Here is a 24,789-nt window from a genome sequence, read left to right on the forward strand (position 1 = left end):
GGGCGGTGCGACCCAGGCGCGAGCGACGGCGACCGGAGGAGCCCCTCCGAAACGATGGGCCCGTGGTCGAGGCGAGCGCGCGAGGCGCCGGAGACGCGGGCAAGGGCGAGCGTGACGGAGCGGCTGGGGGCGGGGGTGCCGACGCGCGGGGAGCGGAGGCGTCGTCGCCGCCGCCGAAGGGCAGCCTGGACGCGGCCATCGTGCGCTTTCTGGTTCACCTGCAAGGAGAGCGGCGGGCATCGCCGAACACGGTGGCGGCCTACCGGCGGGATCTCGAGCAGCTCTCGCGGTATGCGCACGAGCGTCAGGCGCAGCAGGGGGCGGGGCGCGAGCCCGCCGAGGGGGGGCGAGGGGTGCGCGGGGCGCGCGGGGCGCGCAGCGAGGCCGGGGGCGGTCGCGCGGCGGGAGGCCGAGGGCGAGCGCGCGCAGAGGCGGTCGAGGCGGAGGGGGGCGCGGCGTCCGAGGCACCGGTGTTCACACCAGGCGACGTCGACGTGCTGCTCTTGCGGAGCTTTCTCGGAACCCTGGCGCGGACGCACTCGCCGGCATCGATCGCGCGCAAGATCGCTGCCGTGCGGGCGCTGCTCCGCTACCTGGAGCGACTGGGGGAGGTGACGAAGAACCCGGCCACGGCGCTGTCGCTGCCCAAGGTGCGGCGGCCGATGCCGACGTTCCTGAACGTCGATGCGGCGGCCGAGGTGATGGAGATCCCGGACGAGGATTCGCCCGAGGGGCTGCGCGATCGGGCGATGCTGGAGACGCTCTACGGGGCGGGGCTCCGCGTGTCGGAGCTGTGCGGGCTGGATCTGGGCAACGTCTCGTGGCGTTCGGGACCTGCCGGCGAGCGCGAGGCGACGCTGCGGGTGATCGGGAAGGGCGACAAGGAGCGTCTGGTCCCGCTCGGGTCGAAGGCGGTGGCGGCGATGCGGGTGTACCTGGAGGCGCGCGGTCAGCTGCGGCATCCGAAGACGGGGGCGCTCGATCCGCGCGCGGTGTTCGTGTCACGGCGCGGCGTGCGTCTCGGTCCACGCTGGGTGCAGAAGCTGGTGCAGCGGTACGGGGCGCTCGGGGCGGGGCGGGCGGATCTGCACCCGCACGCGCTGCGCCACACCTGCGCGACGCATCTGCTCGACGGAGGGGCAGATCTGCGCGCGATCCAGAAGATGCTGGGGCACGCGAGCTTGTCGACGACGCAGCGCTACGCGCACGTGTCGGTGGATCACCTGATCAAGGTCTACGACGAGGCCCACCCGCTGGCGAAGGCGCGCAAGACGGGCTGAGCGCACGCCGCAGGATGGGCTGAGCATGCACCGCAGGACGGCCCGAGCGTGCACCGCAGGGCGGTGAGCGGCCCGTCGCGGCGGGGCCGAGAGCCCGGCAGGCCGCTCCAGGCGTTGCCCTCCCGCGTATGCCAGTGCTACGCCATCGCCCGTGAATACGCGCGATCGACGGAGTCCTGACGAGTTCGCGCGCCGTGGCTGGGGCGCTCGGCTCGCACAGAGCCTGCTCGGGGCTTCGGCGTTTGCCCTCGTCGCTGCGCTGCTCGACGCGGGCTGGGCCTCCGACGAGGGGCCCGGCACTGGCAGGTTTGCAGCGTGGCTCGCGGACGCGGGGCTCATCGCGCCGGTGGCGCTCCTGGTGGGCGCCGGGGCCGGGGTGGCCGCGCTGCTCGCCGATCCGGAGCGGCCGCCGTCGCCTTCCACGTTGATCGCTTCGCTGCGGCTGCGCGCCGTGGGGCGGCCGGCCGACGTGGCGGCGTTCGTGCCGCTCGTGGTGTTCGCCGCGTTCGCGTGGATGACGCTGTCGGCGCACCTCGCGCGCGCGCTGCTCACGCTGGACGCGCCGGCCGCACTGACGGGGACGGCCATCGCCGCCGGGGCGCTCGGGCTGGGGCTCGTGGCGGCCCTCGCCGTGCTGGCGCTGACGCCACCCCTGCGGCATCTCCTGGCCATGCTCAGCGAGCACTGGCGCGCGCTGGTCGACCCGGCAGTGACGGGCGCCGCTGCGCTGGTCCTGGTGGGTACGCTGTTCGGGCTGGGGATCGCGTCGGGAGGGCTGTCCGGAGAGGGCGGGGTGCTCGGCATCTACGGGGTGCTGAAGCGCCCCGAGCTCGACCTGCGCGCGCCCGCGATCTTGCTGCTCACGGTCGTTGGAGGGTTCTTCGCCCCCGTGCCGCTGCGCTCGCTCCGGGGCGCGGTGGCCATCGCGCTGGCCATTCTGCCGCTCGCCCTCACGGCGCGCGCCGCGAGCGCGCTGAACACGGAGACGGCGGTGGGTCAGGCGCTGGAGCGGAGCGCTCCACTCGGCGGCAAGGCGCTGCTCGTCCTGCGTCGGGTGACGGACCGCGATGGGGACGGGGCGAGCGGCTGGTTCGGAGGGGGCGACTGCAACGACGGGGACCCTCGGATCCACCCGCTCGCAGACGAGATCCTGGACAACGGGATCGACGAGGACTGCTCGGGCAGCGATCTGACCTCCGACGCCGTGAAAGAACTCGCGCCTGCGCCGACTGCTGCGCCGATTGCGAAGAGCGCGCCGAGCCTGCCCAAGGATCTCAACGTTCTCTTGATCACGGTGGACACGCTGCGATGGGATCTCGGGTACGCGGGCAACCCGAACCCGGTATCGCCGCACCTCGACGCGCTGGCCGCGCGGTCGACGATCTTCGATCGGGCGTACTCGCTCGCGTCGTACACGGGCAAGAGCATCGGGCCGACGCTCATCGGCAAGTACGGGAGCGAGACGCACCGGAACTGGGGTCACTTCAACAAGTTCAGCGAGGAGGACACCTTCGTCGCCGAGCGGTTGAAGGGCGCCGGGGTGTTCACCATGGGGGTGCACGGGCACCGCTACTTCGGCAAATTCGGTGGGCTGGACCGCGGGTTCGACGTGGTGGACATGAGCGCGGCGCCGCCGGAGAGCGCCGACTGGGCGGTGGACAACACCGCGTCGAGCCCCGGCCTGACCGACGCAGCGCTCAAGCTGCTCGAGGAGCATGGACAGAAGCGCTTCTTCCTGTGGGTCCACTACCTCGACCCCCACGCCGACTACCTGCAGCACAAGGACGTGCCGTCCTTCGGCAAGTCACAGCGTGACCTGTACGACGGGGAGATCGCCTTCACCGACAAGCACATCGGTCGGCTGCTCGATTTCGTGGCGGCTGCGCCCTGGGGGAAGCGCACGGCGGTGGTGGTGAGCAGCGATCACGGCGAGGCATTCGGCGAGCACAAGATGTACCGTCACGGCTTCGAGCTGTGGGAAGAGCTGGTGCGGGTGCCGCTCATCGTCCACGTGCCAGAAGCGAAGCCTTCGCGGGTGACGGCGCGACGGAGCTTGATCGACCTGGCGCCGACGCTCCTGGATCTCATGAGCGTGCCGCTCCCCGCGACGGGCAACGCCGGGGCAGCACCGGCCGAGTCTGCGGACGGCGCAGGCGCAGGCGACAGCGATTTCCTGTCCGGCGTCTCGCTCCTGCCCGATGTCTTCTTGCCCGACGGTCGAGAGGCCCAGACGCGCGACGTGATCGTCGACATGCCCGGAGGCCCGTACAACGACGCAAGGCGCTCGTTCATCCACGGAGATCTCAAGCTGACCATCTCCAACGGGGTGAGGTTCGAGCTGTACGATCTCGCGAGCGATCCCGGCGAGAAGAAGAACCTGTGGGACGCTCCGGATGCGCGCGCGCTGCGCGAGAAGATCGAGGCGCGCTATGCCGCAGCGAAGGCTCGTCTCCGCGAGATCAAGGTGACTGGAAAGCGGAAGTAGCGTCGCGCCGAGAGGCGTCGCAGGCGGCTCGTGACGCAGTTCGTCGAGGGCCGTCCAGGCTGATCAGGCATGTACAGCGACCCCGATCCGGGGTACTCGTCTGGCACAGATCGGCGGCCTGGGAGGCGCGGCGGCATGAGCGTGACGAAGCGAGTAGCGTGGTGCGTGGGGCTCGGGATCTTGCTCTCGAGCAGCACGGGATGCGAGCTGATCGCGAGCCCGGATCGTTCGAAGATCCCGGCCACCGGGAGCGGGGGCGCGGGCGGCGACGGGGGCGATGGCGCGGGTGCTGCAGGCGCCGGTGGTGAAGGTGGCACCGGCGGCCAAGGTGGCACCGGCGGCACGGGTGGCACCGGCGGCACGGGTGGCACCGGCGGCACGGGTGGCACCGGCGGCACGGGTGGCACCGGCGGCATGGGTGGCACCGGCGGCATGGGTGGCACCGGCGGCATGGGCGGCACCGGCGGCATGGGTGGCACCGGCGGCATGGGCGGCACCGGCGGCATGGGTGGCACCGGCGGCATGGGTGGCACCGGCGGCATGGGTGGCACCGGCGGCATGGGTGGCACCGGCGGCACGGGTGGCACCGGCGGCACGGGTGGCACCGGCGGCATGGGTGGCCAAGGTGGCGACGGCGGCCAGGGCGGCGGGGTCAATCCCATGCCGGTCTGTGGCAATGGGGTGATCGAGCTGGGTGAGTCCTGCGACGATGGCAACACCGCCGCTGGCGACTGCTGCTCGGCCCTCTGCCAGATCGAGGCCACGTGCGAGGTGGAGCCGAACGACAGCGCCGTCGAGGCCAACGAGCTGGAGACCATCCTCGCCGGAGGCTCGCGGCTGCGCGGCCACATCAACCCGGAGAGCGACGCGGACTACTTCCGCTTCGAGATTCCCCAGGGCTTCAAGGGCTCGTTCGTGGCCGATGCGGTCGCCGGGCTGAGCGGGCTCACCTGCGGCATGCCGAACCTCGATCCGGCGTTCGTGCTCTACGACGAGATCGGCACGATCGTCGCCCAGAATGACGACATCGACGCTGACAGCGGCAACTACTGCTCGCGGATCACCGTCGAGGGGCTGGGCGAGGGGGAGTACTTCCTGGGCGTCACCCGGTCGCCGTACGCCGATCCGATCACCTTCGGCTACCTGGTCGACACGGCGCTGCTGTTCGCCGAGTGCGGCAACGGCATCGTCGAAGGCACCGAGCTGTGCGACGACGGCAATACCGTCGACGGTGACGGATGCAGCGCCATCTGTCAGTTCGAGAGCGCGACAGCCGAGATCGAACCGAACAACACGTCGACGCAAGCGCGGAACAACCCGCACTTCACGCCGAACGTGCTCATCTCGGGCGCCATCACGCCCATCGGCGACACCGACATCTTTGCCATCGACATCCCCAGCACCGCAAGCCTGCACATCGAGACCTTCGAGCAGGGCAGCCTGTCCTCGTGCGGTACCGTCGACACGACGCTGGCCCTCATCGGACCCAACGGGTCGACGGTGCTCGCTTCCGACGACGACAGCGGCATCCTGGCGTGCTCGCGGCTGGATCCATCGATCAACAGCCGTCTCGCCAACCTCGCCCCTGGCACCTATTTCGTGCGGGTCCGCGAGTACCTGAACGACGCGACCATCCCCGGCTACAACCTGCTGGTCCGCTACGCTTCGCTCTGCGGTGACGGCGTACGGCAGCTCGGCGAACAGTGCGACGGCACGCCGGACTGCAACGCCGACTGCACGCTCATCGCGGTGTGCGGTGATGGCATCGTGGGCAGCGGAGAGATGTGCGACGACGGCAACACCGTCGATGGTGACGGCTGCGACTCGTCGTGCCAGCTCGAAGGGATCGTCTCCGAGATCGAGCCGAACGACTCCCCGGCAGAGGCCGAGGCGAACGGGACGACGCTGCCCGACGTGATCTTCTCCGGTTCGGCGGATCCGGAAGGGGACATCGACTACTACGCCATCGAGGTGCCCGCGGTGGCCGACCTGGTCATCGAGACCTTCGACGGCTCGGGGCCCGGCTCCTGCTCGGGCGTCGACACCGTGCTCGAGCTCGTCGCACCCGATGGCACGACGCTCCTCGCCGAGGACGACGAGGGCGGCATCAACAGCTGCTCGCGGATATCGGGACCTGGGGCGATCCAGCTCCCCGCCGGCACGTACTACGTCGGGGTGTACGAGTACTACGGCGACATCATCCCCGCATACATGCTGCAGGTGCAGTTCGCTGCACTGTGCGGTGACGGCGTCGTCGAGGGCAGCGAGGCGTGCGACGGCACGCCGAACTGCGATCAGTTCTGCCAGCGCATCCCGGTCTGCGGCGACGGCTTCGTCGACGCGCCGGAGACCTGCGACGACGGCAACACGGTATCGGGCGATGGCTGCAGCGCCACCTGCACGCTGGAGGCCACTGCGGAGGTGGAGCCCAACGACACCGCCGGCCAGGCCGACGCGAACGGGCCGGTCACGCTCGGCGCGCTGACGCTGGGCGCGATCACCCCCGAGACGGATGTCGACGTGTTCGCCTTCGAGCTGTCGACGGTCTCGGATGTGCGGGTGGAGACCTTCGGTCCCAACGGGGCCGGGTCGTGCGTCGCGACGGACACCTACGTGGAGCTGCTCGACAGCGACGGTGTGACCGTGCTCGCGTCGGACGACGACGGTGGCCTCGCCACCTGCTCGCTCCTGTCGGCAGGCACGACGCCCGGGGTGGCGCAGCTCCCCGCTGGGACGTACTACGTGCGCGTCCAGAGCTTCAACCACGAGTACGTGATCCCGGGCTACACCCTGATCGTCGATGTCGACTCGGTCTGCGGCGACGGGGTGGTCGAGGGCAGCGAGCAATGCGATGGCGGCCCGGGCTGCACGGCGACCTGCGAGCGGATCGCGACCTGCGGTGACGGGTTCGTCGACGCACCCGAGGGCTGCGACGACGGGAACACGACCTCCGGTGACGGGTGCAGCGACACCTGCCAGCTCGAAGGCGTCGTCCCCGAGGTGGAGCCGAACGACAGCCGGGTGGAGGCCGACCAGGCACCCCTGCAGATCACGGGGGACACGCGGATCACGGGCGCGATCGGGACGATCGGCGATCAGGATCTGTTCCACGTGAGCCTCGCGGCAGAGACGGTGGTCCGCGTCGAGGTGCTCGATGCCACGGCGACGGACTGCCGCGGCGGCATCACCTCGACGCTGCGGGTGCTCGACGAGACCGGAGCGATCCTCGCCGCCGACGACACCGTCGGTGACGATCTGGCGAGCGGCATCGGTGGCTGCTCGGCGCTGGTGGTGCGACTGCCGGCCGGCGCGTACTACCTGCAGGTCGAGGAGCGTGGCAACGACGCCCCCATCCCGTTCTACCTGCTCGAGGTGCGCACCCAGACGAGCGCTGGTAGCGAGGCCGAGGACAACGGCTCCATCGCCACGGCCAACCCACTGAGTGGGACGGACGTGTACCTCCTGGGTGCTCATCCGACCTTCCAGGACAGCGACTTCTTCGCCGTCCAGGTGGCCGAAGGCCAGTCGATCCGCGCGGAGATCCTCGAAGGGGATACGGTGTCCTGCGAGTCCGGTGAGCTGGACAGCCGTTTGACCCTGTTCGATGCCAGCGGGAATCAGCTCGCCGATGACGATGACGACGGACGTGGGCTGTGCTCGGTGCTGGACGGGACCGGCGCGCTGGCCCGGGATGCCGGAGCCCACCGCCTCTCGGCGGGGACCTACTACCTCCGGGTTCGCTCGTCGACGTTCGCCTCGAGCAGCGCATCGTCGTTCAACTATCGCCTAGCGCTCACGGTTCGCTGAGAATACCCAGGGGCTTTTAGATCCGAAGTCACCCGCCACCGTGAGGTGGTGGGTGGCCGATTCGAGAAGGGAAGCAGCACATGCCGACGAATCGACGCTGGGGATACACGAGCGCGCTGGCCTTGACCTTGTTTGCCACCGGCCTCGTCGGCGCGGGCGGGTGCGTGGTCGGTGGAGCCGCGGAAGGGGACGAGCACGGCGCCGTGCCGGATCATGCCAATGACCTCGCGGGAGAGGTCATGGCGGATCCCGATCCCGAGGAGCAAGCGGTTCCGAAGAGACCCGTGGACGCGGATCCCGATCCGGAAGAGCAGCTGGCTCCGAAGGTGCCCACGGATGCCGATCCCGATCCCGAAGAACAGTTGACCCCACCCCCTGGTGCGATGGCGGACCCCGATCCCGAGGAGCAGACGACGCCGCCTGCCGAGGCGATGGCGGATCCCGATCCCGAGGACCAGAACAACGACCCCTCGGGCGGGTACTCCATCGATCCTTCGACCCCCCCGCCAGCACCCCAGGGGCGCTCCTGCGGCACTGCGGACCTCACCCGCGCAGAGGCGTTGATCGTGGAGGCCCAGCTCGCCGAGACGCGGCTGCTCGAGGCCGCCAACGCAGCGCCCCCCGCCGTCATCGTCATCCCCGTCGCCTTTCACGTGATCAACAAGGGTGCTGGCGTCGGCAACGGCAACGTCACCGATCAGATGATCCACGACCAGATGGAGGTGCTGAACGAGTCCTATGCTGGGCTCACCGGCGGCGCACCGACGCGGTTCCAGTTCGAGCTGCTCTCCATCGACCGGGTCACGAACGCCGACTGGTACAACATGGGCGCCGGGAGCCTGCAGGAGACGGAAGCGAAGTCGGCGCTGCGCGTGGGCGGCCCCGAGACGCTCAACATCTACACGGCGAACCTCCTCGGCGGCCTGCTCGGGTGGGCGACGTTCCCGAGCTACTACGAGCAGTTCCCCCACGAAGACGGGGTGGTGCTGCTCCACTCGTCCCTCCCCGGCGGCAGCGCAGCCCCCTACAACCTGGGCGACACGGGCACGCACGAGGTCGGCCACTGGATGCATCTCTTCCACACGTTCCAGGGCGGCTGTGACAAGTACAACGACTACGTGCTCGACACGCCCGCCGAGGCATCGCCGGATTTCAACTGCACCGCGGGGCGCGATACGTGCAGCGCGGCAGGGCTCGATCCGATCCACAACTTCATGGACTACTCGGACGACGAGTGCCTCAACGGCTTCTCGCCAGGACAGGCCGAGCGCATGCTGACGGCCTGGCAGACCTACCGCCGCTGATCCTGCGGGACGTCCGTCGCTCCACGCGAGGGACTACCTCGACACGCCACCCACGTCGAACCCCGAGGTCGTCCGTCGCACCGAGCGGCGGACGAGGCGCTCGTGCTTCGCGTCAACGAGGACCTCACGGCCATCTTGGCGAAGGCCAGCCCCTGCGGGCGAAGCCCTCGGCGCGCTCCTCGGCTCAGCGAAGCAGGATCCCGCCAGCAGCGCCTTGCAGCACGAAGCCGGTCAGCGAGACCAGCGCTGCACGAGCGGGGCTGAGGCCATGCACCGCGCGCAGCCCGAGCGCGCACAGCGTGAGCACGCCGAAGAGCGCGAGCGGCGCGTAGAAGGGCATGGCACGAGCGAGCGCGCCGTGGCCTGCCACGAGGTACACGATCAGGTCGGGTAGGACGAAGAACACCGTGACCGGGACCGCGTAGCCAACGCCGATGACGGCGAAGGTCGCGCCCCTGTCGCCTCGCCCTCCTGCGAGCCGGCTCAGACCGTGCGCGGTGAGACCGTAGATCCACCAGAGCGCCACGAAGAGCGGAGCGACGAAGCCCGCTTGCCACAGGTAGTAGCGATCGCGGGGGATGGGCACCAGGGTGACCGACGGGGCGTGACCGCCGAGGTGGAGCAGCAGCGCGAAGGCGGCGTACAGCGCGCCGAGGAGCAGCACGGGCACGAGGCCATCACGAGGGTCACCCGCCTGCGCCAGCGCGCCGAGCGTCTTCCGAGGATGAAGAAGGAGTCCTGCGAGCGTCCGGATCACGACACCACGCGCGTACCACGCCGCGAAGGATGCGACGAGGCGTGCGTCACGGGACGCACCTCGGAGTTCCGTGGCGGCGGCATGGCTGCCAGGCGCAGCTCCTCGACGAGGCATAGACCTGCGGCCTCGTCGGGAACGAAGTGGAGCTGGAGGTCCTTCCGGTCCTTGTCCCGGCTGAGGAGGCGTGCGGCGTGAAACATCATGGTCACGAGCACGCGCTGCCTGAAGTTGGCGCCGTGAATGATCACGGCCCAGAACAGATGCCCGAAATCGCGCTGCCCCACGGTACGTCGAGCGCCGGGATCGAGGTCCCCCAGACGCGAGCAATCAGCGAGCCAGATGAGACGACCGTGTCGGCTCCGCTCGGCGTACATGAGATCGTGGAACACGTGGACGTCAGCCTCTTCGAGGTCTCCGATCATGCGCGACTGGAACAGGTCCGGGGGCTCCATGCGCACGTCGAAGGCCCTCATCCGTCGCCAGCACTGCCCGTCGGTGTCCATCCGCCCCCTCTTCCGAAGCCGAATCGAAGCCTGAACGATCGCCAGGCCGGTCGCCATCGGTGGCTTCCTCCGCGCCCGATCAGGAGTTGCTTCATGCAGCTTCAGGCCCGTCGTGCGTTCAGCACGGCTGGCACCGCGGGGGCGATGATACGTGGGAGCGGACAGAATGGTGTTTCGATCCGATGTGACATCACCGTGAGCGCGCGCCCGCACGCCGACCGTTCCGGGCTGCGCGCCGAGGACACGGTCGTCTGAAGCCATCACCAGAAGACGTGGGGGTGCGGTCGGTCGAGGACATGGTCGACACCCCTGGTGCATCGATGATCCACCAGGGGTCCTCCACCCCCGACCTCATGGCACCAAAGCGCTGAATTCACGATGGATTTACCGCTCTCGTCGTCTGGCACGCCTCGTGTATCGCTCCGCCGTCATGCTGAAGAAGACCGTCGCTCTCGCTGCGCTGCTCGCCACCAGCCTCACCGGCTCCGCGCTCGCCGAAAGCTATTACGATCTCGCGATCAGCGCGCCCAAGGCGAAGGCAAACGCCGAGTCCGTGGTGACCGTCAAGGTCACGTCCAAGGGCGACACCCACATCAACAAGAAGTACCCGACCCGCCTCACGGTGAACCCGCCCGAGGGCGTGAGCGTCAAGAAGACGCGGCAGACCGCGACCGACGCGGTGAAGCTCAGCGACAGCACCCTGGAGTTCCAGGTCGCGTTCGAGGCCGACGAGCCCGGGACGAAGACCATCAAGGGGGAGCTGCGCTTCGCCACGTGCAAGGGCGAGGAGAGCTGCCAGCAGTACACGAAGCGCATCTCCTTCGACGTCGACGTGAAGTGACCCCGAGGCCGGCCCGGGCGGCCTTTGTACGTCCGAGCCGGGCTGGATTCAGGGATGCGCTTCCGTTACTCCTGGGTGCATGAGTGACATCCGCCTCCCTGCCGAGGTGAAGCACCAGGCCGAACTCGAGGCCCTCTCCTCTGCCGACACGGCCCCCCGTCCTCCTGGATGGCGGCTCTCTCCACGCGCCGTGGAGACCTACCTCATGGGTAGCCCCAAGCCGGTCTCCGGGGTCGCCATCACCCCGAAGTACATCGGCGACCGCGCGCTGGTGCAGGTCGCGATCGCGACGCTGGCGTCGGACCGCGCCTTGATGCTGGTGGGTGAGCCGGGGACGGCGAAGAGCTGGCTCTCGGAGCACCTCGCGGCCGCGATCAGTGGCACTTCGGGGATGGTCGTCCAGGGCACCGCGGGCACGAGCGAGGAGCAGCTCAAGTATGGGTGGAACTACGCCCTGTTGCTCGCCGAGGGGCCGTCCCAGAAGGCACTCGTCGCCTCGCCCATCCTCCGCGCGATGCGAGAAGGAAAGTTCGCCCGACTGGAAGAGGTCACCCGCACCTCGTCCGAGGTCCAGGACTCGCTGATCTCCATCCTCTCCGAGAAGCAGATCGCCATTCCCGAACTGGGTGAAGCGGTGAGCGCGACCAGGGGCTTCAACATCATCGCCACCGCGAACACGCGCGACCGCGGGGTCAACGAGATGAGCGCGGCGCTGAAGCGACGTTTCAACTTCGTCACCGTCCCGGTCGTGGAGGATCTGGAGCAGGAGATCCGCATCGTGACCAAACGCGAGGCCGAGCTGCGGAACGACTACCAGGTAGGGGTGGAGCCGCCCGCCGAGCTCGCGAAGGTGCTGGTGACGCTGTTTCAGGAGCTGCGAGCGGGGGTGACCAAGGACGGCAAGACCAAGGTGAAGCAGCCGGGGTCGGTGCTCTCGACGGCGGAGGCGATCAGCGTGCTGTTCAACAGCGGCATCCTGGCGCAGCAGTTCGGCGACGGGAAGGTGACGCCGGAGGACCTGGCGCGGTCGCTGCTCGGCGCCGTCGCCAAGGAGAGCGGCGACGATGTGAAGGTGGTGCGCGAGTACTGCGAGACCGTGGCCAAGGGGCGCTCCGGTCCGTGGAAGGAACTCTACAGCGCCGCCAAGAAGCGGTTCAGCGCCTGATGGATCTGGCCCAGCTCCGGTCGGTGCACGTCTTTCCGGTGCGGCACCACTCGCCGCGCTCGAGCGCAGCACTGCGGGCATTTCTCGACCAGACGCGCCCCTCCCTGGTGCTCGTCGAGGGGCCGAGCGATGCGACGGCATTGCTCGACGCGCTGGTGGATCCAGGGACGGTGCCGCCGGTGGCTATCCTCGGCTACCGCATCGACGGCACCCCGGGCTCGTCGCTGTGGCCCTTCGCCACCTACTCCCCGGAGTACGTGGCCGTCCGCTGGGCTGCCGAGCGCGGAGCGCGCGCGGAGCTGATCGATGTCCCGATCGGGATGGCGCTCGCGCCTTACGAGGGCGAGCCGGTGGGGCACGAGGATCTGGACGATCCGGGCTCGATGGACGGCGACGAGGAGGACGACGGAGACGGCTTTCCCGCGTCGGCGGCGGGTGAGGTGGTCGAGGGAGAAGACGAGACGGAGGATGTTCCCAACATCTACCAGGCGTGCGCGGAGGCGCGGGGCTTTCGCTCGTTCGAGGAGTTCTGGGAGGCTTCGTTCGAGGCGCCGGCCTATGACCCAGGTTCGTTCCGGGACGCGCTGCTCGCTTACGCCGATCTGGTACGCAGCGAAGGCGATCGGCTGGTGCACCGGGCGCGCGATGCGTACATGGCGCGTCAGGTGCTGGAGCGAATCGGTCCGGATCTTCCCGCCGAGCGTATCGCCGTGGTGGTGGGTGCGGCGCACGCAGCGGCATTCGTGGCCGGTGACGTCGACTTCGCGCTGGAGGACGAGCTGCCAGCGCCCGTCCCCGCGACGGCGACGCTGATCCCGTACAGCTTTCCGCGGCTCGCCGAGCAGCTCGGGTACGGGGCTGGCAACCGCGCGCCGCGCTATTACCAGCGCGCCCATGACGCGGGCTGCGATTTCCAGCGAGCGACCCTGGAGGTGCTGGTCGAGTTCACCGAGCATCTGCGGCTGCGGGGTTTCATGGCGTCGCTCTCGGACACCATCGAGGCCTACCGGCTGGCGGTGCGCCTCGCCGAGATCCGGGACAAGGCTGGGCCAGGGCTCGACGAGGTGCGAGAAGCGACCATCGCCACGCTCTGCCGTGGCGATGCGACCCACGTCGATGGCTTCCTATGGCCCTCGGTGATCGGGCGGAGCGTCGGCCGTGTGGCGAGCCAGATTGGCAAGACCTCGCTGCAGGAGGAGTTCTGGCGCGAGGTGGGCCAGCGCCGCTTGCCGGCGACGGACGCTCCGGAGTCGTTCACCCTCAAGCTGACCAACGAGACGGAGGTCGGTACCAGCGTCTTCCTGCATCGGCTGCGCATCGCCGACATTCCGTATGCGAGCTACCTGGGGACACAGCGCGGCAGCGGGCGGCGCACGCCGCAGGGCGCGACCGTCGATGCACAGACCTTCCTCGCCCAGGTGAGCGAGGCGTGGGAGGTGCAGTGGACGCCGGCCACCGACGTGGCGCTGGTGGAGAAGATCGTCCTCGGCAGCACGCTCGAGCAGGTGGTGACGCGCGGGCTCGACGAGCGCCTGGCAGCGGCGGGTGGCGCAGGCGACGCGGCCGACGTGATGCTCGACGCGGTGCTCACGAGCTGCCCGGTGACGGTCTCCACATCGCTGCGCGCGTGCGATCGACTGGCCGCAAATGATGACGACCTCCCCTCGCTCGCTCGGGCTGCGAGCAAAGTGGCGTACCTGGCATCGTTTGGCTCGTCCCGCTCTCGCTCCTCGATCGGGGACCACGTGCTGCTCCCGCTCGCACAGAAGAGCTTCGATCGGGCCGTGCTCCGGGTGCGTGGTGGGTGCATGGGCAACGACGACGCCGTGGCGCCGGCAAAGTCGGCGCTGCGTACGCTCCACGAGCTGGCGCTCTCCAAGTCGTACCTCGACGGGCGCGCGTGGCTCGAGGTGGCGCGGGAGATCACCGACGACCTGGGTGTGAACCCCTCTTGCTCGGGCCTGTGCTGCGGGCTCCTCTACCTCGCGCAGGAGATCGACGAGACCGACGTGGCAGCGCTCGTGGGTCTGCGCCTCGGCGGGGCCAGCGAACCCCTCCCCGCGGCAGCTTTCCTGGATGGGTTTCTGGAGGTGAATGCGCTGGTGATGGTGAAGAGCCGTCCGGTGGTGGAGGCGCTCGATGCCTTCCTCGCCGCGATCGATCCTGCGCGCTTCAGGGACTGCCTGCCCGTGCTGCGACGCGCCTTCTCCCGGCTCGGCGCCACGGAACGACGATACCTGCTGGAGAACGTGCTCGCCGCACGGCGCATCGCCGATCACGCGCAGGCGGCGCAGGCCGTCCTCGCGGAGCAAGACAGGCAACGGATCGAGGAGATGGGGGAGGATCTATCCAAAGCCATGGACGACCTGGACGACCTGCTATGAGCACGGACGACCTGACACCGGAGGACCGACAGGCGCTGCTCCGCTGGCGGCTGGCGCTGGGCTCGGAGGCGGAGCGCACGAGCAGCCGGTTCGCACTGACGGGCCTGACCGAGGAGGCCGGTGGCGTGGGGCTCGAACCGGGACGTCTGGGCGATCTCGATCAGGCCCTGTCGTTCGTCTACGAGGCCAAGGAGGGCGGCCTCGGCGCGTCACGCCCGTACATCCCGAAGTGGCTGGCCGCCGTGCGTGAGCTGTTCAGCCACGAGGTGGTGGCGCTGGTGCAGAAGGACGCGATCGAAAAGAAGGGTCTGACCCAGCTCCTCTTCGAGCCGGAGACGTTGCCGCTGCTCGAAAAAAACGTCGAGCTGGTGGCCACGCTGATGAGCGCGCGCGGACTCATCCCGGATCGGGCACGGGAAGCGGCGCGACAGATCGTGCGCGAGGTGGTCGAGGAGATCCGGAAGACGCTCGAAAACGAGATCCGCACCACCGTGGTCGGTGCGCTGCGGCGGAACACGACGAGCCCGCTGCGGGTGATGCGCAACCTCGACTGGAAACGCACCATCCAGAAGAACCTCAAGGGATGGGACACGGCGCGCAAGCGCCTGGTCCCCGAGCGGCTCTACTTCTGGGCGAACCAGCAGAGGCGGCACGAGTGGGACGTGGCCGTCGTCGTCGATCAGTCGGCGTCGATGGGAGAGAGCGTCGTCTACAGCTCGATCATGGCCGCGATCTTCGCGTCGCTCGAGGTGCTGAAGACGCGGCTCCTGTTCTTCGACACCGAGGTCGTGGATGTGACGCACCTGCTCGTCGACCCGGTCGAGGTGATCTTCACCGCCCGTCTCGGCGGGGGCACGGACATCAACCGCGCCGTGGCCTATGCGCAGCAGAACTTCGTCGAGCGACCCGACAAGACGCTGTTCATTCTGATCACCGATCTCTACGAGGGGGGCAACGCGACGGAGCTGCTGGGGCGGCTCCAGCAGCTCGTCGACAGTCGGGTGAAGGTGCTCTGCTTGCTCGCGCTCACCGACAGCGGCACCCCTTCGTACGACCACGAGATGGCCCGCAAGCTCACCACGCTGGGGATCCCTTGCTTCGGTTGCACGCCGAAGCTCCTCGTGCGGGTGATGGAGCGGGTCATGAAAGGCCAGGACCTGAGCACGCTCGTCGCGCAGGAGGCGAAGTGATGACGGAGACGCTGGAGGAGGCGAAGCGGATCGGGACAGGCGAGCTGCGGAGCTGGATCTCCGACGCGGGGGAGCTGCGCAAGGGGGCCGAGCTGTACGACAAGGGGCAGCTCCTGAACCTCTCTCGCCACAGGGCCAAGCTCTTCTGCGATGCCAAGGGCTCCGGCGCCTCGCCTTACAAGGTGATGATCACCTACGCGGACAAGCCCATCCCCACCTTCAAGGCGCAGTGCTCCTGCCCCGCAGCGGTGCGGGGGCGTGGTCGAGGAGGGTTCTGCAAGCACGGAGCGGCGCTGATGGTGGCCTGGGCCCGCGCGCCGGAGTCGTTCCTGGTGAGCAACGGTCCAGCCCCAGGGGCCGTGGCGAGCAGCGCTGCGAGCACAGGCGCAAGCGCATCTCCGGGCGCGGCGAGCCCGGGGGCGCCCAAGCGGAACGAGGTGAAGAAGGGCAAGGTCAGCGCCCAGGAACTCATGCGGGCTGGCGTGGAGCAGGTGGGGACGCTGGTCCGTGAACTCGGGGTCGCCGGGGTCGCGTCGTTGTCGGAGGAGCGAGAGGAGCAGGTGCAGCTCCTCGGACAGACGCTGCGGGAGAACCGACTGCGCAGGCTGTCGGCGCGGACCATCGAGCTGGGACAGCTCCTCGGAGCGGCACGCACCTCGGGAGCCACCGTGATGCCAGGGAGGTACACGGGCTTGCTCGCGGATCTGCTGCTCACGGCGCGCAAGCTGGAGAAGCACCTCGGGGGTGAACCCCTGGAGGATCGCCATGTCGAAGAGCTGATCGGAAAGACGTGGCAGAAGGGGGATCGAGTTCCCGTCCGGGACCTCCAGCTCGTGGAGTACGCCTTCATCACGAAGACGACGAGCGATGGATTCGTGGTCCGCGAGAGCCGGTTCTTCGACATCGCCTCGGGGCTGCACCACAGCGAGAAGCAGATCTTGCCCGCAGCGATTGCCAGGCGGACCGAACCCAAGCCGAGCCGCGCGGGGTACCTGCTGGCTGGCGCGCGGGGGACGACCTTCCCCGGCTTCGCGCCCCATCGCATCGATTTCGACGACCTGGGCGACGGGCGGCTGCTCGATCCATCGGTGTATGCAGCCATGGTGGAGAAGGCGCTGCCCGGAGCCGGCGCGGCCCTCGCCGCGCTGCAAGAGCACCGGAAGGACATCTTCGCGCCGGATCGGATGCCCGTAGCGCTGCGGGTGGACGCGCTCCTGTTCCGTGGGAACCGGCTGGAGGCGGTGGACGATCAGGGGAACACGCTGCACCTGCCCGAAGATCAGGCGCTCGAGGAGCGGCTCGCTGGCGCGCTGCACGCGGGCAAGCTGCGCGCGCTCGTGGGCGACATGGGGATCGACGCGGCCCTGGCGACGCTGTGGCCAGCAGCGGCGATCATCGAAGGACCACTCGGTCTGGAGCTACGCGGGGTGATGGATGCGGACGGGGAGCGCAAGGTGGCGCTCGAGGGCTCCGCCTGGGTGGTGGCCGCACGCGCGGCGGGCATCTCCGGCGCCGCCATCGCACTCGGAGAGGTGCGCGAGGAGCTGGCCGATCTCTTTCTGGGTGGCCTCTCGGGTCTGACGGCGCGCCGGACGGAGCCGCTCGCGCTCCGGCTCGAGGAGCTGGGCCTCTCGAAGCAGGCGGCGCTGCTTCGCACGCTGGCGCTGAAGCCTGAGCCCAGCGAGCGGCTCGACGACTTCATCAAGCTCTACCAGGTGCTGGAGATCGCCCTGGTGCGCCTCACGGCCGCCGCCCACGTAGACCGGGCGACCGTCGTGGCCGTCCCGACCTACGCGGGAGTCTACGTCCATCCCCCGGAAGAGCTGCTCGAGCCCGGCGAGGTAACCCGTCGTCGGGCCCAGGGGACGCTCAACCGCTACCAGGCAGCGATCCACTACGCGCGCTACTACGAGGCGCTACCGCCGGAAGCGCTGGTGACCAGCATTTTCCCCATCTGGGCGGATGGCGCCGCGGCACCGCATGTCATGGCGGCTTTCGCGTCGCGCCCGGAGGAGGGCATCGAGGCCGCCGCCAAGGCACTGAGCGTGACCACCGCACGCATGGCGAGGATCACGGCGGTGCGCGTGCTCGAGGGGGTGGGCCTCGCGTCGGTGAAGGACCGACAGCGGGCGACGTTCGCGGCAAACGCAGAACTCATGCTCCGCCAGATCAGCCGGGAGTCGCGTGATGGAGGGGTGCGCGCCTTGGCGCGAGCAGCGCTGGACGCCATCGAGGTCGCCCAGGTCGGCTCCGACGTGACGGTGCGGCGGAGGAAGCTCGACGAGCAGCGGCAGGTGGAGGATCTGTGCCGTGAGCTGCTCACCGCGCCCAAGCGGGAGGAGCGTCTGGAGGCGCTGCGTCAGCTCGAGCATCTGGGCATCGCCACGGCCATTCCGGCGATCCGGCAGGCGTTCTGGAGCGATGCTTCCACGCTGGTGCGAGACGACGCATGCCATGTGCTGGCCATGCTCGGCGACAGCCAGATGGTGGAAGTCTTCGTGCGGATGCTCGCGTCACGTGCCGAGGACGAGCACAGCGCGCGGGTCGCGGCGCAGGCGCTCGGTCTCCTCGGCGACGTACGTGGACTCGACGAGCTGCTCTCGGCCTATGCGGAGGGGTACAAGCCCGGCATCATGATGGATGCGATCCGCCGCTTCGGCCCCGTGGCGCTCGAGCCATTGGTCGCGCTCGTCGAAGCCCGCCCCGAGATCGCGACCCGTCAAGCCGCGCTGTCGGCGCTACAAGCGCTGGACGACAAGGAACTCGCCGATTTTCTGACCGCGCGGCTGAAGGCGCGGCGAGGCCAGGCGGACCTGCCCGAGAAGGCCCAGATCAGCTTGCGGCTCGCCGAGGTGCACGTGTACACGCGACGCGCCGTGGCCTCGGTGGTCAAGGAGCTGCTCGCCGGCGAGGAGACGCCCGACGCACTGCGGGCTTCGCGGAATGCGCGCAAGGTGCTGGGCTGAGAGGCCATGATTCCCCGAATGCGCGCTCCGCGGAGAGAGGCAGCCAAGATCCCCGAGACGGTCTCGTGGTGGGCCGAGTTCTACGAAGTCATCCGCCGCATTCCGCGGGGCCGCGTCTGCACCTACGGGGCCGTGGCGGCGATGGCCGGGCATCCTCGCGCGGCACGCCATGTCGGGCACGCCCTGTCAGCCCTGGGGGAGTCGGGCGAGAGCGGCCGGGTGCCCTGGCAGCGGGTGCTCGGTAGTCGCTCACGACAGCGGGCAGCGATTTCCATCAAGGATCCCGTGGGAGGCGCGCTCCAACGTGCCCTGCTCGAAGCGGAAGGAGTGGCCATCGACGAACGCGGCGGGGTGTCGCTCGATCGGTTCGGTTGGTTCGAGAGCGGCCCCGTGGTCACGCCCCGTAAGAAAAGCGCCACCCAAAAGGGTGCCACGAAGACGGCCAGCACCACGAAGAGGGCTGTCACGAAGACGGTCAGCGCCACCAGGAAGGGCGTCACGAAGACGGTCAGCGCCACCAGGAAGGGCGTCACGAAGAACAGTCCTCCCGAGAAGGGGCCCACGAGAAAGAAGGGCGCCGCGCAAAGAAGCGCTGCCAGGAGCAGCGCTCTCGCGAAGATCGCCACGAGAACGAAAGGCGCCACGAAGAGGCAACGTGGACCCTCGACGAAACGCCGGACGCGCTGACTCGAGACCAGGCCGAGCGGGTCCGCTTGTCAGCCCTCTGAAAACGGGTAACGCTCTGCGGCGATGGTGCCTCCCGAGACCGTGTCGATGACGCCGGGCGAGGAGGCCGATCCCGGTCCGCTCGTGCCGGTCCGCGCGCTGCTCGCGCCGCCTCAGGCCAAGGTGCGGGCATCGGTGGTACGCCTGCCAGGCCAGTGGTTCATCGTCGCCGACGCCTCGGAGCTGGGGCGCAAACCAGTCCCAAGGATGCTACTCGGGACGCCACTGGTCCTGTTCCGCGATGGCGAGGGGCGCCCAGGAGCCCTGCTGGATCGGTGCCCGCACCGCAACGTCCCGCTGTCGATTGGAGACGTCGTCGAGGGGCAATTGCAGTGCGTGTACCATGGGTGGCGCTTCGACGGACGGGGGGCCTGCCGGTTCGTTCCTTCCTTGATCGGCGAGCCAGGAGGCAAAGCGCGGAACGCGACGAGCTTCGCCACCGTGGAACAGGACGGCTTCATCTGGGTCTATTCGACCCCCGGAGAAGAGCCAACGTCCCTTCCCTACCGGTTTCCCCAGCTCGGCGAGCAGGGCTACACCTCGGTACGTCGACGGGTCGAGTCCGAGTCGACGATGCACGCAGCGCTGGAGAACGCGCTCGACGTGCCGCACACACAGTTCCTTCACCGGGGGCTGTTCCGCTCGAACACACGCGGGATCCAGATCACGGCGAACGTGCAACGGTCACGCGACCGGGTCGTGGCAGAGTACGTGGGGGAGCCTCGACCTTCGGGGCTCGTGGCGCGGATCCTCTCGCCCTCGGGGGGGCTGGTGACTCACTTCGATCGGTTCATCCTGCCTTCCATCGCCGAGGTGGAGTACCGCATCGGCACCGAGAACCACTTCCTGGTGAGCGCGGCGATGACACCGGTCTCCGATTTCCTGACGCACATCTACGCGGTGGTCAGCTTCAGGGTGCGGCTGTTTCCCGGTTGGCTGCTCAAGCCATTTCTGATGCCTCTCGGGCTGCGCGTGTTCGCGCAGGACGCGGCCATCCTGAAGCTTCAGACACAGAACATTCAGCGCTTCGGCGGCGAACAGTACGCTTCGACCGAGATCGACGTGCTCGGGCGGCACATCTGGCGCCTCCTGAAGAAGGCCGAACGTGGGGACGCGTCGGGTGGCGACGAGGTGCACGAAGAGCAGGTGACGCTTCTCGTCTGACGTCCGCTCCTCGTTCGGCGCGCGTGTCATCGGATACCGTCCACGTCTCACCCCGTGACGTTCACGTCGGGAGCACGAAGGGTTCCGGGGGCGGTCCCAAGGTATCGCGGGATCAACGATCTCCGTCCGACGACGGAATGCCGCACAGCAGACGATCGCCGTTCGGTGACATCGCTCCGTCCAGCACGCGTGGACGACGTTTTCCTTGAATCACAGCGCTGTTCCCTGCCTTGCAGCACGAGCGATCCAGATGCTAGACGCTGGATCGAAGTGCTCGTTCAGTTGTGCGTGCAGCATGTCGTGGGCGGGGGCCGCGTGCGCACCGGAGATACGCTCGACGTACCCGAGGGCGCGGTGCTGGGGCGTGATCCAGGTGTCGACATCCGGCTCGACCATCCATCGATCTCGCGTCGTCATGCGCGCTTCCTGGGATCACCCCTCCGGATCGAGAACCTGTCCGTCTCGAGTGGCCTCTTCGTGGACAGCGTGCCGGTCACACGCGGGGTGCGCGCGCTCCTGAACGATGGGTCGTGGGTGCAGATCGGCGCGATCCTCTTCGCCATCGTCAGACCAGCGGCCTCACCCCTCGACGGCGCGGCGACGGAAGGCACGGACGCGACCCCCATCTTCATGATCCTGCGCGACGGAGACTCCTGCGCCGTGCAGTTCGATGGGCGGCATCTGGACCTGCCTGCGGCTGCGGCCCGCGCATTCGCCATGCTCGCCCTGGCGCCCACGCAGGTGGTCGCCGCCGCAGCACTGCAGGATGCGGTCGGTGGAGGGGAGACCGCTCCGGCGCTCATCACGGCCATCCGCGAGGCGGTGCGCGCCTTGCTGGAGGAGGGTTCACTCGACGAGGAGAGGCTGCGTTCGCTGATCGCACGAAGTGGCAGCAGCTATCGTCTCTCCCCCCTCGGTGGGCTCGATCGCGATGCGCTGTTACAGCGCCTCGTGCGCTTGCGCAAAGGACAGGGCTACACGCTCTGTCTCCCACGCGATGCGGTGTGCCTCGTGGAGGCCGGCTGAGCTGGCCGTGAGCGCACCGCGACGTCGCCCCCTCGCCATCGGCCCACCGCTGCGCTAGGGCGTGCGCCGATGAGCCAGCCTGTCCACGCCCTTTTTCTCGTCTCCGCGCCCGACCAGCCCGGGCTCGTCGCGCGACTCGCGAGCTTCTTCTACGCCGGTGGTCTCAACATCATCGACGCCAGCAACCACACCGACATTCACGCCGAAGGCGGAGCGCGCTTCTTCATGCGCCTCGTCGTCGACCTCGCCGGCCTCTCCACCCCCGCAGCGAGCAAGGCGCTCCGCGGCTCGGCGACGCGGGGCGCGCTCGAGACGGCCTTCGGGGAACTCTCGGCGTCGATCTCCGCCGACTGGTCGGTGCGCTACACCGATGTCGTCCAGCGTGTGGCCATCCTGGTCACCAAGGACCCGGCCTGCCTGTACGATCTCGTGCTGCGGCAACGCGCGGGTGAGCTGAACTGTGAGATCCCGCTCATCATCTCCAATCACCCGACGCTGGAGCCCGTCGCCGAGAGCTTCCGCATCCCCTTCGTCTGTCTTCCCGTCACCCCCGAGACCAAGCAGGATCAGGAGCGTCGACTCCTGGAGCTCGCCGCGCAGCACCATGTCGATCTGGTCGTCCTCGCCAGGTACATGCAGATCCTCACGGCGGGCTTCCTCGAGGCGGCGCCACCCGTGATCAACATCCACCACGGCTTCCTGCCCGCATTTCAGGGGGCCAAGCCCTACCACCAGGCCCACGCGCGTGGCGTGAAGCTCATCGGTGCGACCGCGCACTATGCGACCCAGGATCTGGATCAGGGACCGATCATCGAGCAAGACGTCGCCCGGGTGACACACGCGCTCGGCCCCGAGGAGCTGACGCGCGTCGGGAGGGACGTGGAGCGGGTGGTGCTCTCACGAGCGGTCCGGGCCCACCTGGAGCGGCGGGTCATCGTGGCGGGTCGCCGCACGATCGTGCTGTGAGGTCGTGAGGGGCACCGGCTCACGCCATCCGGCGACGGCCCGGCGGGGCTGGCTCAGCTCATCACATTGAACATCGCGCTGGAGCCGAGCAGGGACATGCCGCCATCGACCACGATCACGGCCCCTGTGATGTAAGCGGCTGCCGGGCTGCACAGGAACAGCGCCACATCGGCGATCTCGTCACGGGTCGCATAGCGACCCATCGGGACGGCCCGCATGACCTTCTCCTTCATCTCCGGAGTCGGCGTGAGGCGGCGCATGCCCTCGGTGTCGTCCACGGGTCCGGGCGCGATGGCGTTGAGACGCACACCGCAAGCGCCCCACTCGATCGCCAGCACGCGGGTCACCATGTCCACGCCACTCTTCGCGGCGCAGACGTGTGCCTGCAGCGGCGTGGGCGAGAAGGCTTGCGTCGCCGAGATGCTCAGGATCGATGCCCCCGGCTTCCGGAGGTGCTCGAAGGCCGCCCGGCAGGTGTTGAAGGTCCCCATCAGGTCGATGTCCACGACCGACTTGAACCCGTTGGCGGAGATGGCGGCAGCCGGCGCGGGGAAGTTCCCCGCGGCGCCACACACCACCACGTCGATCTCGCCGAAGCGCTCGTGCGTCTCGCGCATGATCTTTTCCAGCGCCGCATAGTCCCGCACGTCGGCCGCGAACCCCACGGCAGTGCCGCCCGCCTCGGCGATGCCTCGGGCCGCCGCATCGAGCTTCTCCTGCGTGCGACCCACGAGCACACAGCGGGCCCCCTGGGCGGCGAAGCGCTCAGCGATCCGCTGGTTGATCCCGCTACCGCCGCCGGTGATCACGGCGACGCGGTCCTTCATCAGCCCATCCCGGAAGATGCTCTCCATGCCCGCGCCTTACTCCGGCGCCGTCGACGGGGCTACCCACCGGCGGCTCACGCGCAGCATCCCGGTGCTACCCTCTTCCCCGATGACGCGCGCTGTCTTTCCTCCTCCGCCCGCCGAGCTGCGAGGTCGGCGTCGCGAGCTCGAAACGCTCACCGCCGCCGTCGCGCATGCCCACCCGACGCGGATCGCTCTGGTCGGCGCGGGGGGGAGCGGCAAGACCACCCTCGCCTGCGCGCTCGGTCACCAGCTCGCGCCCAGCCTCCCGGGCGGGATCCACTGGATCCGCGTGGGGGCGTGGGACATGCGGACGCTGATCGGCATGCTCGCCCTGCGCTTCCGCTCCGGCGATCCGCACTCGCTTCCGGCCCTCCGGCGATGCCTGAAGGCCCTCGAAGGCGCGCTCATCGTGCTCGACAACCACGAGGACGACCGCGCCGTGGCGGCGCTGCTCGACGCCTTGCGCGGCCTGCCGATCAGCTGGGTGATCACCGCTCGCCGCTGCCTCATCGCCGGGGTGACCATCTTCCCCGTCGCGCCGCCACTCGTCACCTCGGGGCAGAGTCCGTTCCCCGCGGTCACTTCCCTCACCCGGCTTCTCCGCTGGAACCCGGTCGCGCTCGAGATCGCGAACGCCGCCGTGACGAGGGGTGTCGTCGATGTCGACCCCCTCCGCGGCTGGCTCCTCGACCGAGGCGTCGACCGCGTGCGCGCGATCGCCCACGAGGACGACCTGCCCGAGGTGGAGCTGATGGTGGCCTGGTCCTGGGGCCACCTGACCCCCGCGGCTCGCCGGATGATGGCCGTGCTCGGCCACATGGGCGGCGATCACATCGATGAAGTGTCCCTGGGGACCCTCGCCCGCGCTGGGCGAGAACAAGAGGCCGCTCTCTCGGAGATCCGGGGACTCCGGCTGGTGCAAGAGCCTCTGCCCGGCCGCATCGCCCTTCACGCGACCGTGAAGCACGTCGTCGCCGCGCGCACCCGCGCCGCGCCTTCTCGCCACTTCGATCACTACGTGAAGCTCCTGGAGCGCCACCCCGAGCGGCTCGATCTGGAGCAGACTCACCTGTTCGCGGCCATGGATCACGCCCACGACTCGGGCAGCCTCGAAGCCTCGCTCCGGGTGCAAGCCCTCCTGGCGCGCCTGGGGCTGTGAGCACCACCAGAGCGGCGCGCGCCACCCGGCTGAAAAGTTGTTCCCTGGTGGCCCTGCGCCTAACCTTCGCCCGCCCCGCGGTCGGTCTCCTCCCGGGAAATCCATCCCTGGAGGCGCCCGAACCGTCGGCCACGGATCACTCCGCTGGGTCGATTTGAGGGTCGCAGGCGGATCCAGGTTGAAAGTCCGCCATCCCTGGCGTGTTTCGCGCTATG

Annotated in this window: 17 protein-coding genes; 14 read left to right on the forward strand and 3 right to left on the reverse strand. The window is 69.1% G+C overall.

What is annotated here, in order from left to right; genetic code table 11:
- The first annotated feature begins 62 nt into the window (after window positions 1–62).
- The 4 genes from CMC5_RS00915 (at window position 63) to CMC5_RS00930 (ending at window position 8,876) form a co-directional block, all read left to right on the forward strand.
- Entirely contained in the window at window positions 63–1,280 is a 1,218-nt protein-coding gene (locus CMC5_RS00915; RefSeq protein WP_082362134.1) for a tyrosine recombinase XerC, read from the forward strand.
- A gap of 151 nt (window positions 1,281–1,431) precedes the next feature.
- Window positions 1,432–3,765, forward strand: a complete 2,334-nt coding sequence (locus CMC5_RS00920) for a sulfatase-like hydrolase/transferase (protein ID WP_050428645.1) — start codon at window positions 1,432–1,434, stop codon at window positions 3,763–3,765.
- A gap of 135 nt (window positions 3,766–3,900) precedes the next feature.
- Window positions 3,901–7,572: a pre-peptidase C-terminal domain-containing protein gene (locus CMC5_RS00925; RefSeq protein ID WP_245678204.1), complete on the forward strand. Its 3,672-nt coding sequence runs from the start codon at window positions 3,901–3,903 to the stop codon at window positions 7,570–7,572.
- A gap of 80 nt (window positions 7,573–7,652) precedes the next feature.
- Window positions 7,653–8,876: a M43 family zinc metalloprotease gene (locus CMC5_RS00930; RefSeq protein WP_050428648.1), complete on the forward strand. Its 1,224-nt coding sequence runs from the start codon at window positions 7,653–7,655 to the stop codon at window positions 8,874–8,876.
- A gap of 184 nt (window positions 8,877–9,060) precedes the next feature.
- On the opposite strand, the gene CMC5_RS00935 is transcribed toward CMC5_RS00930, so the two are convergent.
- Together CMC5_RS00935 and CMC5_RS45590 are read right to left on the reverse strand one after the other, a co-directional pair.
- Window positions 9,061–9,633: a YIP1 family protein gene (locus CMC5_RS00935; protein ID WP_050428649.1), complete on the reverse strand. Its 573-nt coding sequence runs from the start codon at window positions 9,631–9,633 to the stop codon at window positions 9,061–9,063.
- Window positions 9,630–10,136, reverse strand: coding sequence for a hypothetical protein (locus tag CMC5_RS45590; RefSeq protein WP_169796417.1), 507 nt, complete (start codon window positions 10,134–10,136; stop codon window positions 9,630–9,632). The genes CMC5_RS00935 and CMC5_RS45590 overlap by 4 nt, the downstream gene beginning before the upstream one ends.
- 430 nt (window positions 10,137–10,566) lie before the next feature.
- Between CMC5_RS45590 and CMC5_RS00945 the strand changes: the two genes are divergently transcribed.
- From CMC5_RS00945 to purU, 9 genes are all read left to right on the forward strand, one after another.
- Window positions 10,567–10,977 (forward strand): hypothetical protein, encoded by a 411-nt coding sequence (locus CMC5_RS00945; RefSeq protein ID WP_156338019.1) that lies wholly within the window; start codon window positions 10,567–10,569, stop codon window positions 10,975–10,977.
- Between the two features lie 79 nt (window positions 10,978–11,056).
- A complete protein-coding gene (locus CMC5_RS00950; protein WP_050428652.1) occupies window positions 11,057–12,142 on the forward strand; it encodes an ATP-binding protein in 1,086 nt (361 codons plus the stop codon).
- Window positions 12,142–14,526 carry a DUF5682 family protein gene (locus CMC5_RS00955; protein ID WP_050428653.1) on the forward strand — a complete coding sequence of 795 codons (2,385 nt, stop codon included), beginning with the start codon at window positions 12,142–12,144 and terminating at the stop codon, window positions 14,524–14,526. The genes CMC5_RS00950 and CMC5_RS00955 overlap by 1 nt, the downstream gene beginning before the upstream one ends.
- Window positions 14,523–15,716, forward strand: a complete 1,194-nt coding sequence (locus tag CMC5_RS00960; RefSeq protein WP_050428654.1) for a VWA domain-containing protein — start codon at window positions 14,523–14,525, stop codon at window positions 15,714–15,716. Before CMC5_RS00955 ends, CMC5_RS00960 begins: the two co-directional genes overlap by 4 nt.
- Entirely contained in the window at window positions 15,716–18,682 is a 2,967-nt protein-coding gene (locus CMC5_RS00965; protein WP_063796191.1) for a HEAT repeat domain-containing protein, read from the forward strand. Before CMC5_RS00960 ends, CMC5_RS00965 begins: the two co-directional genes overlap by 1 nt.
- 18 nt (window positions 18,683–18,700) lie before the next feature.
- Window positions 18,701–19,369: an MGMT family protein gene (locus tag CMC5_RS49075; RefSeq protein WP_281180808.1), complete on the forward strand. Its 669-nt coding sequence runs from the start codon at window positions 18,701–18,703 to the stop codon at window positions 19,367–19,369.
- A gap of 63 nt (window positions 19,370–19,432) precedes the next feature.
- Window positions 19,433–20,572 (forward strand): aromatic ring-hydroxylating oxygenase subunit alpha, encoded by a 1,140-nt coding sequence (locus CMC5_RS00975; RefSeq protein ID WP_245678206.1) that lies wholly within the window; start codon window positions 19,433–19,435, stop codon window positions 20,570–20,572.
- A gap of 270 nt (window positions 20,573–20,842) precedes the next feature.
- Complete coding sequence (locus CMC5_RS00980; RefSeq protein WP_050428655.1) at window positions 20,843–21,598, forward strand: FHA domain-containing protein; 756 nt, start codon at window positions 20,843–20,845, stop codon at window positions 21,596–21,598.
- A gap of 69 nt (window positions 21,599–21,667) precedes the next feature.
- Window positions 21,668–22,564, forward strand: a complete 897-nt coding sequence (purU, locus tag CMC5_RS00985; RefSeq protein ID WP_050428656.1) for a formyltetrahydrofolate deformylase — start codon at window positions 21,668–21,670, stop codon at window positions 22,562–22,564.
- Between the two features lie 53 nt (window positions 22,565–22,617).
- On the opposite strand, the gene CMC5_RS00990 is transcribed toward purU, so the two are convergent.
- Window positions 22,618–23,418: an SDR family oxidoreductase gene (locus CMC5_RS00990; protein ID WP_050428657.1), complete on the reverse strand. Its 801-nt coding sequence runs from the start codon at window positions 23,416–23,418 to the stop codon at window positions 22,618–22,620.
- On the opposite strand from CMC5_RS00990, the gene CMC5_RS00995 reads away from it, so the two are divergent.
- Window positions 23,417–24,574 (forward strand): P-loop NTPase family protein, encoded by a 1,158-nt coding sequence (locus CMC5_RS00995; RefSeq protein ID WP_245678207.1) that lies wholly within the window; start codon window positions 23,417–23,419, stop codon window positions 24,572–24,574. The genes CMC5_RS00990 and CMC5_RS00995 overlap by 2 nt on opposite strands.
- Window positions 24,575–24,789 lie beyond the last annotated feature (215 nt).

It is taken from the genome of Chondromyces crocatus (assembly GCF_001189295.1).
Taxonomy (GTDB): Bacteria; Myxococcota_A; Polyangia; order Polyangiales; family Polyangiaceae; genus Chondromyces; species Chondromyces crocatus.